The sequence below is a fragment of the Alkalibacillus filiformis genome, assembly GCF_030814115.1.
GTDB lineage: Bacteria > Bacillota > Bacilli > Bacillales > Alkalibacillaceae > Alkalibacillus > Alkalibacillus filiformis.
Window position 1 is genome coordinate 881,160 of record NZ_JAUSUP010000001.1, and the last position, 16,840, is coordinate 897,999.

The following is a 16,840-nucleotide window of genomic DNA, read 5'->3' on the forward strand; positions in this document are numbered from 1 at the left end:
GCCTCCTAGTTTAATCCATGAAAATTTGATAGCATTGATAAAATTAAATAATTACTAAACAGTACTAAAAAAGCTATAATATATAGTCTCGCAACAGATTTGCCTACTAATTTTTTCGTTACCCTTATATATATAATGATAGAATAAATCCCAATCACGACAAATGACCCTACAGTTTTTGCATCTAACCAATAAAATAAATCATCAGTTGTATATGCCCACAACAACCCAAACACTAAAGAAATTAGAAGAATCGGTGTAGCAAAGACGACGAGTAAAAATGATATCTTTTCAAGTTGCTCTAAATTGCCAATTCTTTTAACCAGTTGACGCCACCTTTTCTTTTTCAGCAAGTAAAACTGTATTAAATACAGCGTAGCAAATGCAAAAGATAGTGTATATAGCGTATAGGCAACAAATGCAAGCACAATATGAGCCACTAATATCTCACCTACGAAATTCCCTGTTAGTTGCGATTGATCACTCGTTGCATAACTCATTAAAAACATCATCATCACTAAAAAGCCAATGATATTAATAATGAAAACGACTAAGTCCATTTTGTAGAAATAGTTAACAACAATCGATACTAATAATATTAACCATGCATAAAAATATAAACCTTCTAAGATGTTAAAAACAGGAATAAATCCGTATATGTAAATATTCGTAAACAGAAGAATCGTCTGTAAAACCCAAACCAATAAAAGTAACCAGAAGGCTATCTTGTTCGCCTTCCGGTTACGTTCAACAAAGTCATAGAAATAAAAGGTTACACTTAAGCCATATAGTATTACTATTAATTCGTAAAGTTTGAACTGTTCGAATATCCCCATGAGAGACCCCTCTCATTTACCTACTGCAACGCTCGAACTAAGCTTGCAATTGGTAGCGACTGATTAACTGATTCGTGACTTGGGTGCTTTTTACTCTGTTCTTCTAACTCTTGTTGTACTTCTTCTTCAATTCCAAACATACGCACAAAAAGTTTTAACATATCATCTGCATGCTCTTCGCCAGCCATTTCTTTCGCTTGTAGAATCGGGTCTTTAAGCATTTGATTGACAATACTTTTCGTATGTTTATTAAGCACTTTTTTCTCTCTTGGTGTTAAATCTGGCATTTTGCGTTCGATTGATGCCATCGTATCTTGTTGGATTGTTAATGCTTTTTTACGCAATGCTGAAATAACTGGTACGACACCTAATGTTTTAACCCATTCATCAAAATCGGTCATTTCAACATTAATCATTTTATCGATTTCTGTAGCAGCTTGTTTACGTTCTTCTAAGTTTTGATCTACTATGCCCTGCAAGTCATCGATATCGTATAGGAACATACTCTCTAATTGTTCTATAGCTGGATCTAAATTACGTGGCACCGCAATATCAACCATAAATAATGGTTTACCATTACGCTTTTTAACAACAGATTTTAAATCACTTTGTTGTAAAATGTAGTGATCCGTTCCTACTGAAGTGATGACGATATCCGCCTCTTCTAACACTTCATTTAGCTCGTCCATTGACTTAGCTCGTCCAGAAAACTTTAAAGCTACTTCTTCAGCTTTCTCCAATGTTCGGTTAACAACTGTAATGTTATGAACACCTGAACCGTGTAAATTTTGTACAGCTAATTCACCCATTTTACCCGCGCCTAAAATGACGACATGTTGGTTACTTAACTGATTAAAGATCGTTTTAGCTAATTCAACTGCTGCATAACTAATCGATACAGCATTTTCACCAATTTCTGTCTCTTTATGTGCACGTTTAGCTGTTGTAATCGCTTGTTTAAACAACTGATTAAACATTAAACCTGATGCACCATCATTTTGGGCTTTGTTAAATGAATCTTTAACTTGTCCTAAAATTTGAGTCTCACCTAATACCATCGAGTCTAACCCAGCAGCAACATTAAATAGATGTTTAATTGCTTCTTTCTCTTCTTTCAATTCAATGAAATTAGCAACATAGTCAACATCCATCGAGAACCAATCAGCTAAAAATTTCTTTACATAATAACGACCAGTATGTAACTGGTCAGATACGACATATAATTCTGTGCGATTACATGTTGAGACGATCACATTTTCCAAAATGCTCTTCTCTTCGTTTAATTTTGTCATCGCTTCGCTTATTTGGTCATCAGAGAAAGTTAACTTCTCCCTTATTTCTACTGGGGCTGTTCGATAATTAATTGTAACTACAACAAAATGCATCCCAATTCACCCCTTGCATCGCTCGAACTAATCTAATTATTATTATAACAAGAAAAAATAGTACAAAACCTTTATTTGAATGAACAAATTATGAAAATTTATGATAAGATTTATTTAGAATGATTATTAATAACTATATGTAGACTATCATATCGGCATCGAACCATCAAGAATTTTGTCTATAGAGGAGACTTTTTTATATGAAGCAACCAAAAAGCTTTTTAGCCATTATACTGATTGGTTTTGGTATTTACTTTTTAATCCAACAATACCATATCCCTTTTATATCTCAATTTAATACTTGGCCTAGCATATTAGTTATAATCGGTACAGCCTTCATATTTAATGCTTACGGAAATAGGCAGTATGATAATATCGTACCAGGTGTGATTCTTTTTGGATTAGGTATTCATTTCCATGCTTTATATTATAGCGCAAATTGGATTGACCATTGGGGGATGTATACTTTAATTATTGGTATAGCGTTTATATTACGTGCTCAAAAAACGAGCCAAGGGACTGTAATCGGTATTGTATTGATTATTTTATCGTTTATTGCACTTACTTCATTTGCCATGCCTAGCTGGTTCGGCTGGTTTGATTACATGTTTAACATGATCGAGCAGTTTTGGCCAATTTTACTCATTATTTTTGGTTTCATTTTATTATTTAAAAAATAAGTTACTTTTAGTATGTTACTTTAGTACATAAATTATCCAACTAAACATTTTAACTGCATGTAAGTTGAATCTTCAATTGATGTTTAGCTAGCTTTAAAGCATCAAAAGAGGCGCTGATTAGTTCAGCACCTCTTTTATACAAGACTATAGAAACCCTTTGATTTTTCCCCATACTTGGTCTTTTCCTTCTCCTGTTTCTGCCGAGAATGGAATAACTACATCTTCTGGTTCAAGTTCTAAGTCATCTTCTATCACTTTGAGATGTTTTTGGCGTTTAGGTTTAGCGATTTTATCCATCTTTGTTGCAACCACAATAACCGGTAAATCATAATACTTTAAAAAGTCATACATAATTAAATCATCTTCTGTTGGAGGATGACGCATATCGATTAATAAAACGGCAGCTTTTAACGGCTCCCTTGTCGTAAAGTACTCTTCCATCATACGTCCCCAGGCTTCTCGTTCCCTTTTGGAAACTTTAGCATAACCGTAACCTGGTACATCAACAAAATAAAAAGATTCATTAATTAAATAAAAGTTTAACGTCTGGGTCTTTCCAGGCTTAGATGATGTACGGGCTAAATTTTTACGTTGAATCATCTTATTAATAAAGGATGATTTTCCAACATTTGAACGACCAGATAAAGCAATTTCTGATAGACGATCTTCAGGATACTGTGCTTTACTTACTGCACTCATAACGATTTCAGCTTGATTTACTTTCATATTACTTACTCCTTTGGTAAAAGAGCGTGATCTAACACTTCATCTAAGTGTTTTACTTGGACGAAAGTTAAACCATCACGCACACTTTCAGGGATATCTTCTAAATCTTTTTCATTTTCAGCTGGCATAAGAATCTTCGTTAATCCAGCACGGTGTGCGCTTAATGATTTTTCTTTCAGTCCGCCTATCGGTAACACACGACCTCTTAACGTAATTTCACCTGTCATACCTACCTCTTTACGAACTGGACGATTAGTAAAAGCTGAGACTAACGCTGTTGCAATCGTAATACCAGCAGAAGGTCCATCTTTTGGTGTAGCACCTTCTGGAATGTGAATATGAACATCATACTTTTCATAAAAGTCATGTTCAAGTTCAAATTCATCTGCTCTAGCACGTACGTAGCTAAAGGCTGCTTGTGCAGACTCTTTCATTACGTCACCAAGTTTACCTGTTAACGTCAGTTTCCCTGTACCTTGCACAATAGAAACTTCAATGGCCAATGTGTCACCACCAGCTTGTGTATAAGCCAATCCAGTTGCTGCACCAATTTGGTGTTCAGCTTCAGCTTGTCCATAACGGAACTTAGGTTTTCCTAAAAGCTCTTCTAGTTGTTTCTCAGTAATGATGACTCGTTTTTTCTCACCTGACACAATGAGTTTTGCAGCTTTTCGACAAACAGAAGCAATTTCTCTTTCTAAATTACGGACTCCGGCTTCTCTCGTATACATCCGGATTAGTTTAAGAATCGCTTCATCACGGAACTGCACTTTTGACTTCGTTAAACCATTTTCTTTAATTTGCTTTGAAATTAAATGTTCCTTTGAAATATGAAGCTTCTCTAACTCGGTATAACCTGCAATATTAATAACTTCCATACGGTCTAATAAAGGACCAGGAATCGTTGCTAAATTATTGGCTGTTGCAACGAACATTACTTTTGATAAGTCATAAGGTTCTTCAACAAAGTGATCACTAAAGGAGTGGTTTTGTTCAGGGTCTAATACTTCTAACATAGCTGAAGATGGATCCCCACGGAAATCACTCGCCATTTTATCAATTTCATCCAATAAGAAAACAGGATTAATGGTTTCTGCTGTTTTCATCCCTTGAATAATTCTACCGGGCATAGCACCTACATAAGTTCTACGATGGCCTCTAATTTCGGCTTCATCTCTCACACCACCTAAAGATGCACGTACAAAGTTACGCCCAACTGAACGAGCAATTGATTTAGCTAAAGATGTTTTACCAACACCTGGAGGACCAACTAAACATAAGATCGGTCCGTTAACTGATTCAGTTAGCTGTTGTACCGCTAAATATTCTAACACTCGTTCTTTAACTCGATCTAAACCGTAATGATCTTCATCTAACACACCTTGGGCACGGTTTACATCTAAGTCATCTTCTGTTTCGTCTGTCCATGGTAAGGCAACTAACCATTCAATATAATTTCGAATAACAGAACTTTCAGCAGAGCTTTGTGGAACTTTTTCATAACGGTTTAACTCTTTATAAGCCACTTCTTCGATTCGCTCTGGCATATTGGCTTCAGCAATTTTTTCTTTTAATTGTGCAACCTCACCGGTTTTCCCGTCTTGATCGCCAAGTTCTTTTTGAATGGCTTTCAACTGTTCACGCAAGTAGTATTCCTTTTGAGTACGTTCCATCGACTTCTTTACACGTTGGCCGATCTTCTTTTCCATCGACAGGACTTCTTTCTCATTTTGAATCATTTCAACTAGTTGGTCTAAACGATCTGGAACATACGGTGTTTCTAATATTTGTTGTTTCTGTTTAACTTTTAATGATAAATGTGAAGTAACGATATCAGCTAAACGGCTTGATTCAGTAATATCCTTTACTGTTTCATATGTTTCTCGTTTCGTCTTTTTAGACACTTTTGTATACTCATCAAATTGATTAACTAATGTGCGCATTAACGCCTGCTCTTCGACACCATCACCGTGCTCATCTTCAACTGTCTTATATGTAACAGTGAAATATGGCTCAAGCTGTTCAAAGGATTCAATCTCTGCTCGCTCTAAGCCTTCAACTAAAATACGACTCGTGCCATTGGGCAGCTTGACCATTTGTTTAATATATACAATAGTTCCAAATTGATAAATATCTTCTTCTTTTGGTTCATTTAACGATGAATCACGTTGTGCTGCCAATAACAGCTTATGGTCTTGCACCATTGCTTGTTCAAGCGCTTTGACTGAATGTTCTCGTCCTACATCTAAATGTTGTACCATTGATGGGTATATAATAACCCCTCTTAACGGTAATAACGGGATTTCTTGACTGATGTTATTATTCAATTTAAGTCACACCTCCAATTACGGTTACAACTCAACTTCCTCTATTGCTATCTTTATTATATACATTTCATTTTAATCTATTTTGTTTATGAAATAAAATGTAGTAACTTCTGACTCAAAAAGCAACCAATTTTATCCATAAAAAGAATACAAAATAAAAAGGTACTCTCACTTCGAAGAGGAGAGTACCCTCTAAAATACGTTAACTATTGTTAAGCACTTTCTTTTGGACTTTCTTTATTTTGATCAACTACCGATCCATCTTCCATCACAAGCGTCGGCTTACCTTTTTCTAATTCAACCGTGTCTTTTGTGATAATACATTTCTCGATATCTTCTCTTGATGGCAATTCGAACATAACATCAAGCATGATACTTTCAATAATTGAACGTAAACCTCTTGCTCCTGTATTACGCTCAATTGCTTTATTAGCAATTGCTCGGAGTGCATCATCTTGAAGTTCTAACTCAACACCATCAATATCAAACAACTTCTCATATTGTTTAGATAATGCATTTTTCGGCTTCGTTAAGATTTCTACTAATGCATCTTCATCTAATGGGGTTAGGCTACCAATTACTGGCAAACGACCGATGAACTCTGGAATTAATCCGTAACGTAATAAGTCTTCTGGCAACACTTTTGTTAACAATTCAGATTCCTCTAACTGTTCACCAGTTGATTCAGAACCGAAACCAATTACACGTTCACCTAGACGACGTTTAACAACTTGATCGATCCCGTCAAATGCACCACCAACGATAAATAAAATGTTAGTCGTGTCGATTTGAATAAATTCTTGATGAGGATGCTTTCTTCCACCTTGTGGCGGAACACTTGCTTGTGTACCTTCAAGAATTTTCAGTAGTGCTTGTTGTACACCTTCACCTGAAACGTCACGAGTAATAGACGGGTTTTCAGATTTACGAGCAACTTTGTCAATCTCGTCAATATAAATAATTCCTTTTTCTGCCTTTTCTACATCATAATCAGCAGATTGAATTAGTTTTAATAAGATATTTTCAACATCTTCACCAACGTAACCCGCTTCTGTTAATGAAGTAGCATCTGCAATTGCAAATGGCACATTTAAAATACGAGCTAACGTTTGAGCTAGTAATGTTTTACCACTACCTGTTGGTCCTAAAAGAAGGATATTACTCTTTGAGACCTCTACATCATCATTTTTTACATTAGAATTAACACGTTTATAGTGGTTATAAACTGCAACAGATAATGACTTTTTCGCCTCTTCTTGCCCTATAACATAATCATCTAAAATTTCACAGATTTCTTTGGGCTTCGGTACTTCTTTAAAGTCTTCCTGTTCTACAGTACCTAATTCTTCTTCAACGATCTCAGTACATAAATCGATACATTCATCACATATATAAACGCCAGGCCCTGCAACTAACTTGCGAACTTGGTCTTGTGTCTTTCCACAAAATGAGCATTTTAACTGCCCTTTTTCATCACTAAATTTAAACATACATTCACCCCATAATGATCTATATTTAACCACTACGAATTATCATTAATTTTAATAAAAAAGCATGGTTTTAAACAGGTAATTTTTGATCTTATTTCTTAAGCTTTAACCTTCACATTCTCCATTATGTACTTCTAAGTCAATTAAGTCAAAAGAAAAACTTATTCATATTATATGTACAAAAAAACTATTTGTTCGAATCATTTTATCATTGATTGATCAATATTACTATAGCCTATGTTCAAAATTACCAAAACATTAATTATAGTGCAAAACAAGGCACGTAAAATTACGCGCCTTGCTTATACACTTGTGAAATTATACAGTTTTTGCGTTTTCTACTAAGAAATCAATTGCTTTTTTAAGCTTCAAGTCTTCATTTAATGCGTCAGTGTTGCCACCTAACATTTGCTTTAACTGTTCAGCATCAGTTTGGTACATAGTAGCCATTTCTTGAAGCTGATCTTCCACATCTTGCTCTGTTACTTCTAATCCTTCTTGAGCAGAGATTGCTTCAAGCGTTAAATTAGTACGTACACGCTTTGCAGCATCTTCTTTCATTTGTCCTTTAAGGTCGTCTTCACTTTGACCAGAGAACTGGTAGTACATATCTAATGTCATACCCTGCATTTGTAAGCGTTGTTCGAACTCTTGAAGCATACGGTCTAGCTCTGAATCAACCATTGCATCTGGAATATCAACCGTTGCGTTTTCAGAAGCTTTTTCTACTAGAGTTTCACGCTTTTGGTTATCTGCTTCAGTTTCTTTTTGCTCTTGTAGGCGTTCTTTTGTTTTAGTTTTTAGTTCTTCTAAAGTTTCAACTTCTTCGTCTACATCTTTAGCGAACTCATCGTCTAATTCAGGTAATTCTTTTGCTTTAACTTCATGGATTTTCACTTTGAAAGTCGTTTCTTTTCCAGCTAATTCTTCAGCATGGTAATCTTCTGGGAAAGTGACGCTTACTTCTGTGTCAGCTCCAGCTGTTTTACCTACTAATTGCTCTTCAAATCCAGGAATGAATGAACCTGAACCAACTTCTAATGTATGGTTTTCAGCAGAACCACCTTCAAATGCTTCACCGTCTAAGAAGCCTTCAAAGTCAATAACAACTGTGTCGCCGTTTTCAACTTCTCCTTCTTCTTTAACAACTAGCTCAGCTTGCTTTTCTTGTTGAGATTTTAAATCTTCTTCAACTTCTTCATCTGTTACAGTTACATCTTGTTCTTCAACTTCTAGACCTTTATAATCGCCTAATTCAACTTCAGGCTTAACTGTTACAGTAGCTTTGAAGATTAATGGCTGTCCTTTTTCGATTTGTTCAACATCTACTTCTGGACGATCTACTGGTGTAATACCTACTTCTTCAACAGCTTTCATATATGCATCAGGTAATACGATATCTGCCGCATCTTGATATAGAGATTCTACACCGAAACGCTGTTCGAACATTGGACGAGGTACTTTACCTTTACGGAATCCAGGTATTTGTACATCTTTCACAACTTTTTTAAAGGCTTGGTCAAGGGCTTGATCAAACTCCGAAGCGTCTACTTCTACAGTAAGAACACCTTCATTACCTTCTTTCTTTTCCCATTTTGCTGACATAATTCTTCCCTCCAACATCTATTCATACTAATAATTGTCGTATGTTTTCATGCATATTTGCGCTCATGCATAATGCAACCACTATATTATAACATAGAAATTCCGACGTTCAATACTCATGAATTAGTAATTTTAGTCCTCCACTTGAGAAAAATATATTTTCTCTAAACGTTCAATTTCATCCATCCATTTTTGTTGCTCTTTTGATGCTTCTTCAGTTAGGTTAGTATCTTCATTCAAGTGTAAATACTTTTGTGCAAGCATTAAAACAGCTTCTCCTAAGTTTTGAACACTTTGTCGGTCTGATTGTGGTTCAAACGGATATTTAATATAAAGGTAACGATACAAGATTTGTTTGACGAACTCATACAATGTAGGATCACCTTGTTCCACATTTTCAAGGTAATCTAAAACACTCTTTGCAAAGTAAGTATCTAAAATATCATTTAATTGAGCTGGAATGACATAGTCCGAGTGATCAAATTTCTCAACTTCAATTTTTTGCTCGATTTCACAATCCATTAACCACTGGATGATACCTGTCTTAATAACCGGATTTAATCTCGCATCACTTAAATAAGGTTTTATAGCTTCTAAATGTGGTCCTACCTCATGTTTTCTATGCATGGATAATAACTTCCATTGTTCTTGAAAATTACCGTTTTCTAACGAATCAAGGAAATGATTCATATGTGTTTCTGCTTCTTGTTGCGTAGCAGAATCTCTCATATCTTTACTAACATCATAAAGTTGTTTAAACGCTTCCTCATACTCATATGGAATAGTCTCATTTTCAAATATTTCATCTAATAATTCAATCAGTTCCGTATACTGACTCGTTTGGAATAGAATTGTTAAATAAATATGTAAATACTTATAATAATGGTCATCATCTTCTTTCATTAGAAGACGACATAAACTGATCGCTTCATCATACCTTGCTAACTCAACAAAGCATATTACTTTTGCTGTTAAAATATCATTTGAAGCTTCTTTAAAATCTTCTAATTTTTTAATATGTAATAACGCTTCCTCATAATATTTCTGTTGAATCGCATCAAAAGTTTTCTGTTCCAGCTCTTTTCTCCATCCTGGAAACATCACAACATCTTGACGCTCAGTACTCATGGTCTCACCTCCTTATTCAATTCTACTATCTAATCTACCCTTAATAAGATATAAAAAAACACATATAAAAGGGTATAACCTTATTGTAACAAAATAATAACAAAAAATATGGCTTCTTCATTAAGTTTAATAAATATTAAAGAGCACCATAGTAAAAGACTTAAGATATGTCATTCCACTATGTGCTCCAGGATGAAAGTTCAATACTAAAATGGAAAGTCGCGATACTCTTCCTGAATAGATACCCATTTAGTAATGGTAAACTCTTCTACAATCCAAGGGTTCCCGAACTTCCCAACACCACTTTCTTTTGTGCCACCAAAAGGAATTGTCGGATTGTCATTTACGGTTTGGTCATTGATATGTGTCATACCACTTTCAATTTTAAGTGCTAATTTCTCCCCTTTTTCTAAGTCACTTGTAAAAATGGAGGAACTTAAACCATATGGTGTGTCGTTTGCCATTTCAATTGCTTCATCATCCGTAGTTGCTTTTATAATGGTTGCAATTGGGGCAAATAACTCGGTTTGTGCTAGTTCACTATCATTTTTAACATCAGTAAAGATATATGGTGTTAATAAGTTTCCTTCTCTTTTACCTTCTAATACTAAGTTCGCCCCTTCCTTTTTGGCCGTTTCAATAATTTCTAGCGCGCTCTCCACTTGCTCTTCGTTAATTAACGGTCCGACAATCACCCCTTCTTCTGTTGGGTCACCTGAAGGAATTTCTTTAACTCGGTCGACAAACTTTTCAATAAATGAATCGTAAAGCTTTTCATGTACAATTATGCGATTAATAATCATGCAAATTTGCCCTTGGTGAATAAACTTACCAAAAATAGCGGCATCTACCGCTCGATCTAAGTCAGCATCTTCAAGTACAATAAACGGATTGTTTCCTCCTAATTCTAAGGCAACACGCTTTAACATACTGCCAGCTTTTTCAGCAATATGTTTCCCTACAGGTGTCGACCCTGTGAAGCTTATTAAAGGAGAGTGTGGTGTTTCAATCATATAATCACCAATTTCATCAAGGTCCGTTAAAATACTATTAAACACACCTTCAGGTAAGCCAGCTTTTTCAAATGCTCTAGCTAGAATTGAACCACCTGTTAAGGCCGTTTGATTATCTGGTTTATGAACAACAGCATTTCCTAACGCAATAGCTGGTGCAATTGTTCGCATCGACAAGTTCATTGGAAAGTTAAAAGGTGATATCGATGTTATGACACCTAGTGGCAACTTGTGAACTTTATTCACTTTACCTTCGACCGCAGCGCCCTTTTCATTAACACGGTTTAGTTCATCCGGCATGTTTATAGCCTCATCAACTAATGCAATTGTTAAATCAACTTCAACGCTGGCTTTAATTAAACTTCCACCTGTTTCTCGTGCGATCAGTTGTACAATTTCATCTCTATGTTCATCCAAATAAGAACTTACTTTTTTCAAAACATTTTTACGTTCTTCTGCAGATGATTTAGCCCATTCTTTTTGCGCTTGTTTAGCTTTGATATATGCGTCTTCAAGCTGCTTCTTTGTCGCTAATGGAATCGTGTTAATCGTAGAATCATTATATGGATTCTTGTTTTGATAATCTCGTCCACTTTTTCCTTCAACCCACTGACCATTAATGAAACTTTTATTATAACTCTCGAACTGCTCCATAATAACTCCCCTTTCATCCATATTTAATATATAGAATGAACTAATAAAGGGAGTTCTATTCCTATTTAACCTTTGAATAACGATTAAGTACAGAATCTACTGAAGAACCATACATTTCCCCAAAAATATTTAAATGAACGAGTAAATAATATAACTGATATAGCGGCTTAATGTCTTCAAAATAATCTTCTATAGATGCTATATTTTTATACCCTTGATAAAAGTCCTCAGAAAAACCACCGAATAAATAGGTAAAGGCTAATTCAAAATGTCGATCTCCATACAAAAACGAAGGGTCTACTAAATAAGGTTCTCCTTTTTTGTTATATAGCCAATTCCCACTCCATAAGTCACCATGCAAATATGAAGGATTCACATTTTTAGGTAAAAGCTCTTCACATCGCTCGATTACATCCCATAACTGGCTTTGCCTTTTACCTTTAATGTTACCTCGATCAACACCAATGTCATATTGAGCTTTTAACCGACAAGAGCTGTAATAATCATGCCAATTCTTATAAAGAGCGTTAGGTTGTTCTAACGTGCCGATATATGTAAAGTGGTCATAACCATGCTTTGAAGAATAGGTATTATGTAACATGGCTACTTTTTCACCTAAAATATCTTCTTGAAAACTTCGCCCCTGTTCAATCCACTGTAACAAAATATGGGATTTATTAGGTGTATCACTATATGAATGTACTTTAGGGACATTGATCGTATTCGTACGATTAATCTTTTCAAGCCCTTCAGCTTCCATTTCAAAAAATCTATTTGGTGATTGCTCGTTTAACTTAATAAAATACTTATTTTCATAAGTTTGAATATAGTAACTATCGTTAATATCGCCACCTGCTACACTTTTAATCTCAATCACAGTAGAGTGATCACCGAAGTCAATTAATGATTGTTTAATAATATCTTTCATATCATACCTCCAAAATTTTCTAATAAAAAAAGAAACACCAATCGCGATGTTAAACCACCTCGACTGGTATTTCTCATGAACAATTATTGTATACGGCGAACGTGACCGTTAAATTTTTGATTCCAGTAACCAGATGTCATATTAGCAACAGCTACTCCTGTTGAGTTTTGTGCACCTAAAAACTGACCGTTACCTAAATAAATTCCAATATGTCCATTTTGCTTGTACGTATCAAAGAAGACTAGGTCCCCTCTTTGCACCTCACTTGCTGACACCCTTGTACCTACATGAACGAAATCATCAGTAGTACGTCCTTGTACATTGAGTCCTCCTTGACTGAATGCCCATGTTAAGAAACCCGAACAGTCAAAGCCTGATGTAGAGGTTCCACCCCAAACATAAGGAGTGCCAGTTTGTGTCATACCTGCTGCAATTACACTTTCCATACTACCGTTTCCGCTAACATTGGAAGGTGAAGATGAAGATGACTGAACTGTATTACTAACGTCTCCACTACTACTAGAGCTGTCATTACTAGAACTATTACTAGAAGCTAGTGTTACACTTTCAGCTTCTTCACGTTCAATATCTTGTCTAACTTCCTCTTGAAGAGAAGCCAATTCTCGATCTTGAACTTCTAATTCTTCTTGTAAGGCTACTAACTCTTGTTGTTTATCTTGTAATTCATCTTGCTTCTGTTCACTAGAATCTTTTTGATCCTCTAGTAATTCGTTCATTCCGACTAGTTCTTCTTCCATCGATTCTAATTCATTTAAACGATCTAACAATGTTTGCTGCTTATCTTCAACCTCATTTTTATCAGCTACTTGTTGATCGACTAAATCTTTATCAGAATCCATTATTTTGTTTACCGTAGTGACACGGCTAACAAATTCTCCAAAATTACTAGCACCAAGTATTACATCAATATAATTTACATTACCGCCGTTTCTTTGTAACGTCGATAACCTTTCATTTAACACTTCTTGACGGATGTCAATTCTCTCTTGAATTGTTTCAATTTCTTCTTCTAAGTAATCCGCCTCTTCTTGTGTTTCATCGATTTGTTGCTCTGTTTCTTCTAGCTTTGCCTCATTTTGTTCCCTGGCTTCATTAATGCGATCAATCTCTTGATTTAACTCTTCTAATTCAGTTAAAACTTCAGCTAGCTCTGATTCCGCTTCAGACAACTCTTCACTAAGTTGTGAACGTTCATCCGAAATTTCTGACTCTCGATCTCTTAGCTCATCAGTTTCTGCATATGTAGTAGCTGTAAATGCTAAAGTTACTAATAGAGTTAAAGCTATTGAGTATATAATTTTATTCACGATCGCTTCCCCCAAATACAAATCTATTAAATCTCTTTTATAGAGTATAACATATATCTCATTTCAAATAGATAATAGAGTTATTACAATTATATTTCATTTTATTATATATTTAGTATCATTTTGTCGATAATTCTCTATTTATTACTAATGTATTCTAGTCTATATTTCATGTATGGTGGCTCACCTAATAAGACTTAATACACATAACCATTTTATCATCTCACATATAATAATCCATGACATATGTTGGTAAGAAGAAGGCAATTTAAGGAGGAACACGATGAACGTGAGTCTTAATTGTTATGTTTATTCTCCAGAAATTATTTGTGATCAACAACGTCAAGAATTTCCTGAAGTCGACCCGTTAAAGTTTATGGAGTCTGCCGAAGCCTTTAGTCACTTAATGGCGGACGGAAGCTTAATGCTTGATCAATTGTCACAATCTGATGAACTAGCATTTGAAGTGATGGAAGCAGCTCAAGTCAATGACCTCGAACGTGTTCAACAACTGCTTCAAGGAACGGGTGTAGAACATGACCTTGATGTCGAGTTTACTCCAAGTGGTATCACAATCAAGATGAGGACGAGTGCTAATGCCGGAGATTGCTGTGTACTGACGATGCTTTTAAGGTGGTAACTAACCTACTGTGTTGCATTAAAAAAACGACCCTATTTGGTCGTTCTTTTGTTTAGTGACACCATGTTTTAGCTTATTGAAAAGGAATAAAGTGTCTTGTCCTTGGTATTAAATCATCTTCATAGGTCCTTTCATTGTCTGACCAATGTACATGTAATATATATTCTTCTTCATGACTTGCTTGTCTAGCTTTTCTTACAAATTCCCTCGAAGAACCACTACTGAACTCATAATTTTATACTTCTTTAGAAGAACATCAACTATCTTCTATACTCAAAATTAATATAAAAAATGCCTCAAACTCTTATCGAGTCTGAAGCATTTGGTGTATGTAATTAATCATACTATGTTATAAAAATGGCGTCCCGGGCAGGATTCGAACCTGCGACCGACAGCTTAGAAGGCTGTTGCTCTATCCTGCTGAGCTACCGGGACCTTTCCAAGTAATTTCAAAGATTACTTATGTATTAAGATGGAGCGGGTGATGGGAATCGAACCCACAACATCAGCTTGGAAGGCTGAGGTTTTACCATTAAACTACACCCGCATAATGAACTGTTGCTTGCCACCATGTTTTATTCCTCTGTTGCGGACAAAGATTATTATATAAAAGAACGACCTCTAATGTCAACACACAACCTATAAAAATTTTAAGTTTAAGTTTCAGGTAGGGACTTGCCCTTAACCTGAAACTTTTTCAGTCAATACGTTTACCATATCATTTAATGCCATTCGACGGTGACTTATTTCATTTTTTACTGAAGGTCCTAGTTCAGATAAGGTTTGACTATACCCAGTTGGTTTAAAAATAGGATCATAACCAAAGCCTTCACTACCTTGTCGCTCATTTGTGATCGTCCCATGGCACTTACCCTTTGTAGTCAATGCTTCTTCTCCTGGTTCAGCATAGGCCATAACACAGACGAAAGCTGCGCTTCGGTCATCCGCTTTCTTTTCATCTAACTTTGCAAGTACTTTTTCAATATTGGCATCATCGCTTTTCTCTTCACCTGCATAACGAGCTGAATATACACCAGGCTCTCCATTTAAAGCATTAATTTCTAAACCTGAGTCATCTGCAATAACAGGCAAGTTATGTCTTGTAGCATAAGTTTCAGCTTTTAAAACGGCATTCTCTTCGAAAGTTTCACCTGTCTCTTCTACATCTTCCATGTTCGCCACATGATCTTGTAAGCTTTCAATTTTGATAGACAAACCAGATAAAATTTGTTCAAACTCTTTAATTTTACCTTTATTAGTCGTTGCAACATATATTGTTTTCATCGAATTCCCCTAACTATGAATTAAATGAGCTGCTTCACCTAATGCATCTTTTTGTATGTTAATAATTTGATTAATTCCACTTGTACCTAACTGCAGCATTTCGTTTAACTGACTTGGTGTGAATGTCGCTTCTTCTCCTGTGCCTTGTAACTCGACAAATTCACCTTGATCTGTCATAACTAAGTTCAAATCAACATTAGCCTTTGAATCTTCATCATAGCACAAATCCAGTATGGCTTCTGATTCTGGTGTTATACCAACAGAAGTTGCTGCTAAAAAGTTAGTAATTGGCATTTCTTTAATTAGATCATCTTCTAATAATTTAGCACATGCCAATGTTGTTGCTACAAATGCCCCTGTAATAGCTGCTGTTCTCGTTCCACCGTCTGCTTGAATCACATCACAGTCAACCCAAATTGTACGCTCACCGATTTTTTCAAGGTCAATAATAGCTCTTAATGAGCGTCCAATTAACCGTTGTATTTCCATTGTACGGCCAGCTACTTTACCTTTAGAAGATTCACGAATGTTACGTTGTTCTGTCGCTCTAGGTAACATGGCATACTCTGCGGTAATCCAACCTTTACCTTCTCCTCTTAAGAACGGAGGTACACGCTTTTCAACACTTGCATTACAAATGACTTTCGTATCGCCAACTGAAATTAAAACAGAACCTTCAGGGTGTTTTGTGAAATTCGTTGTAATAGTCATATTTCTTAGTTCATCGTTACGACGTCCATCAATTCTCATCTTTTGCCTCCTCAAACTTCCATAAACAATCGACTATTATTTTATCTATAGTTCTGATTGCTATAC

14 protein-coding genes and 2 tRNA genes are annotated in these 16,840 nt (G+C 35.5%); 2 read left to right on the plus strand and 14 right to left on the minus strand.

What is annotated here, in order from left to right; genetic code table 11:
- Positions 1–5: 5 nt before the first annotated feature.
- Together J2R98_RS04870 and hemA are read right to left on the minus strand one after the other, a co-directional pair.
- Entirely contained in the window at positions 6–836 is an 831-nt protein-coding gene (locus tag J2R98_RS04870; protein WP_307066632.1) for a cytochrome C assembly family protein, read from the minus strand.
- A gap of 20 nt (positions 837–856) precedes the next feature.
- Positions 857–2,221 carry a glutamyl-tRNA reductase gene (hemA, locus tag J2R98_RS04875; RefSeq protein ID WP_307066633.1) on the minus strand — a complete coding sequence of 455 codons (1,365 nt, stop codon included), beginning with the start codon at positions 2,219–2,221 and terminating at the stop codon, positions 857–859.
- A 200-nt stretch (positions 2,222–2,421) separates the two neighbouring features.
- Here hemA and J2R98_RS04880 point away from each other — a divergent pair, with 200 nt between their 5' ends.
- Positions 2,422–2,901 carry a LiaI-LiaF-like domain-containing protein gene (locus J2R98_RS04880; protein WP_307066635.1) on the plus strand — a complete coding sequence of 160 codons (480 nt, stop codon included), beginning with the start codon at positions 2,422–2,424 and terminating at the stop codon, positions 2,899–2,901.
- Between the two features lie 144 nt (positions 2,902–3,045).
- Here the strand turns inward: J2R98_RS04880 and yihA are convergent, their stop codons facing one another.
- The 8 genes from yihA to J2R98_RS04920 form a co-directional block, all read right to left on the minus strand.
- On the minus strand, positions 3,046–3,627 hold the full coding sequence (yihA, locus tag J2R98_RS04885; RefSeq protein ID WP_307066637.1) for a ribosome biogenesis GTP-binding protein YihA/YsxC: 582 nt from the start codon (positions 3,625–3,627) through the stop codon (positions 3,046–3,048).
- A 5-nt stretch (positions 3,628–3,632) separates the two neighbouring features.
- Entirely contained in the window at positions 3,633–5,888 is a 2,256-nt protein-coding gene (lon, locus tag J2R98_RS04890; protein WP_370871941.1) for an endopeptidase La, read from the minus strand.
- Positions 5,889–6,166: 278 nt separating this feature from the next.
- On the minus strand, positions 6,167–7,444 hold the full coding sequence (gene clpX / locus J2R98_RS04895) for an ATP-dependent protease ATP-binding subunit ClpX (protein WP_307066641.1): 1,278 nt from the start codon (positions 7,442–7,444) through the stop codon (positions 6,167–6,169).
- A gap of 318 nt (positions 7,445–7,762) precedes the next feature.
- On the minus strand, positions 7,763–9,049 hold the full coding sequence (gene tig, locus J2R98_RS04900) for a trigger factor (protein WP_307066643.1): 1,287 nt from the start codon (positions 9,047–9,049) through the stop codon (positions 7,763–7,765).
- Positions 9,050–9,181: 132 nt separating this feature from the next.
- Positions 9,182–10,177: a hypothetical protein gene (locus J2R98_RS04905; RefSeq protein ID WP_307066645.1), complete on the minus strand. Its 996-nt coding sequence runs from the start codon at positions 10,175–10,177 to the stop codon at positions 9,182–9,184.
- Positions 10,178–10,383: 206 nt separating this feature from the next.
- Positions 10,384–11,844 (minus strand): aldehyde dehydrogenase family protein, encoded by a 1,461-nt coding sequence (locus J2R98_RS04910; protein WP_307066647.1) that lies wholly within the window; start codon positions 11,842–11,844, stop codon positions 10,384–10,386.
- 61 nt (positions 11,845–11,905) lie between these two features.
- Positions 11,906–12,772 carry a fructosamine kinase family protein gene (locus J2R98_RS04915; protein WP_307066649.1) on the minus strand — a complete coding sequence of 289 codons (867 nt, stop codon included), beginning with the start codon at positions 12,770–12,772 and terminating at the stop codon, positions 11,906–11,908.
- Between the two features lie 83 nt (positions 12,773–12,855).
- Positions 12,856–14,100 (minus strand): C40 family peptidase, encoded by a 1,245-nt coding sequence (locus J2R98_RS04920; RefSeq protein ID WP_307066650.1) that lies wholly within the window; start codon positions 14,098–14,100, stop codon positions 12,856–12,858.
- A gap of 283 nt (positions 14,101–14,383) precedes the next feature.
- Between J2R98_RS04920 and J2R98_RS04925 the strand changes: the two genes are divergently transcribed.
- Positions 14,384–14,740, plus strand: a complete 357-nt coding sequence (locus tag J2R98_RS04925; protein WP_307066652.1) for a YuzC family spore coat inner layer protein — start codon at positions 14,384–14,386, stop codon at positions 14,738–14,740.
- A gap of 358 nt (positions 14,741–15,098) precedes the next feature.
- Here J2R98_RS04925 and J2R98_RS04930 read toward each other — a convergent pair.
- The 4 genes from J2R98_RS04930 to rph form a co-directional block, all read right to left on the minus strand.
- Positions 15,099–15,175: transfer RNA gene (locus J2R98_RS04930), tRNA-Arg, on the minus strand.
- Positions 15,176–15,213: 38 nt separating this feature from the next.
- Positions 15,214–15,287, minus strand: a tRNA-Gly gene (locus J2R98_RS04935).
- Positions 15,288–15,421: 134 nt separating this feature from the next.
- Positions 15,422–16,024: an XTP/dITP diphosphatase gene (locus tag J2R98_RS04940; RefSeq protein ID WP_307066655.1), complete on the minus strand. Its 603-nt coding sequence runs from the start codon at positions 16,022–16,024 to the stop codon at positions 15,422–15,424.
- 9 nt (positions 16,025–16,033) lie between these two features.
- A complete protein-coding gene (gene rph, locus J2R98_RS04945; protein WP_307066657.1) occupies positions 16,034–16,774 on the minus strand; it encodes a ribonuclease PH in 741 nt (246 codons plus the stop codon).
- Positions 16,775–16,840 lie beyond the last annotated feature (66 nt).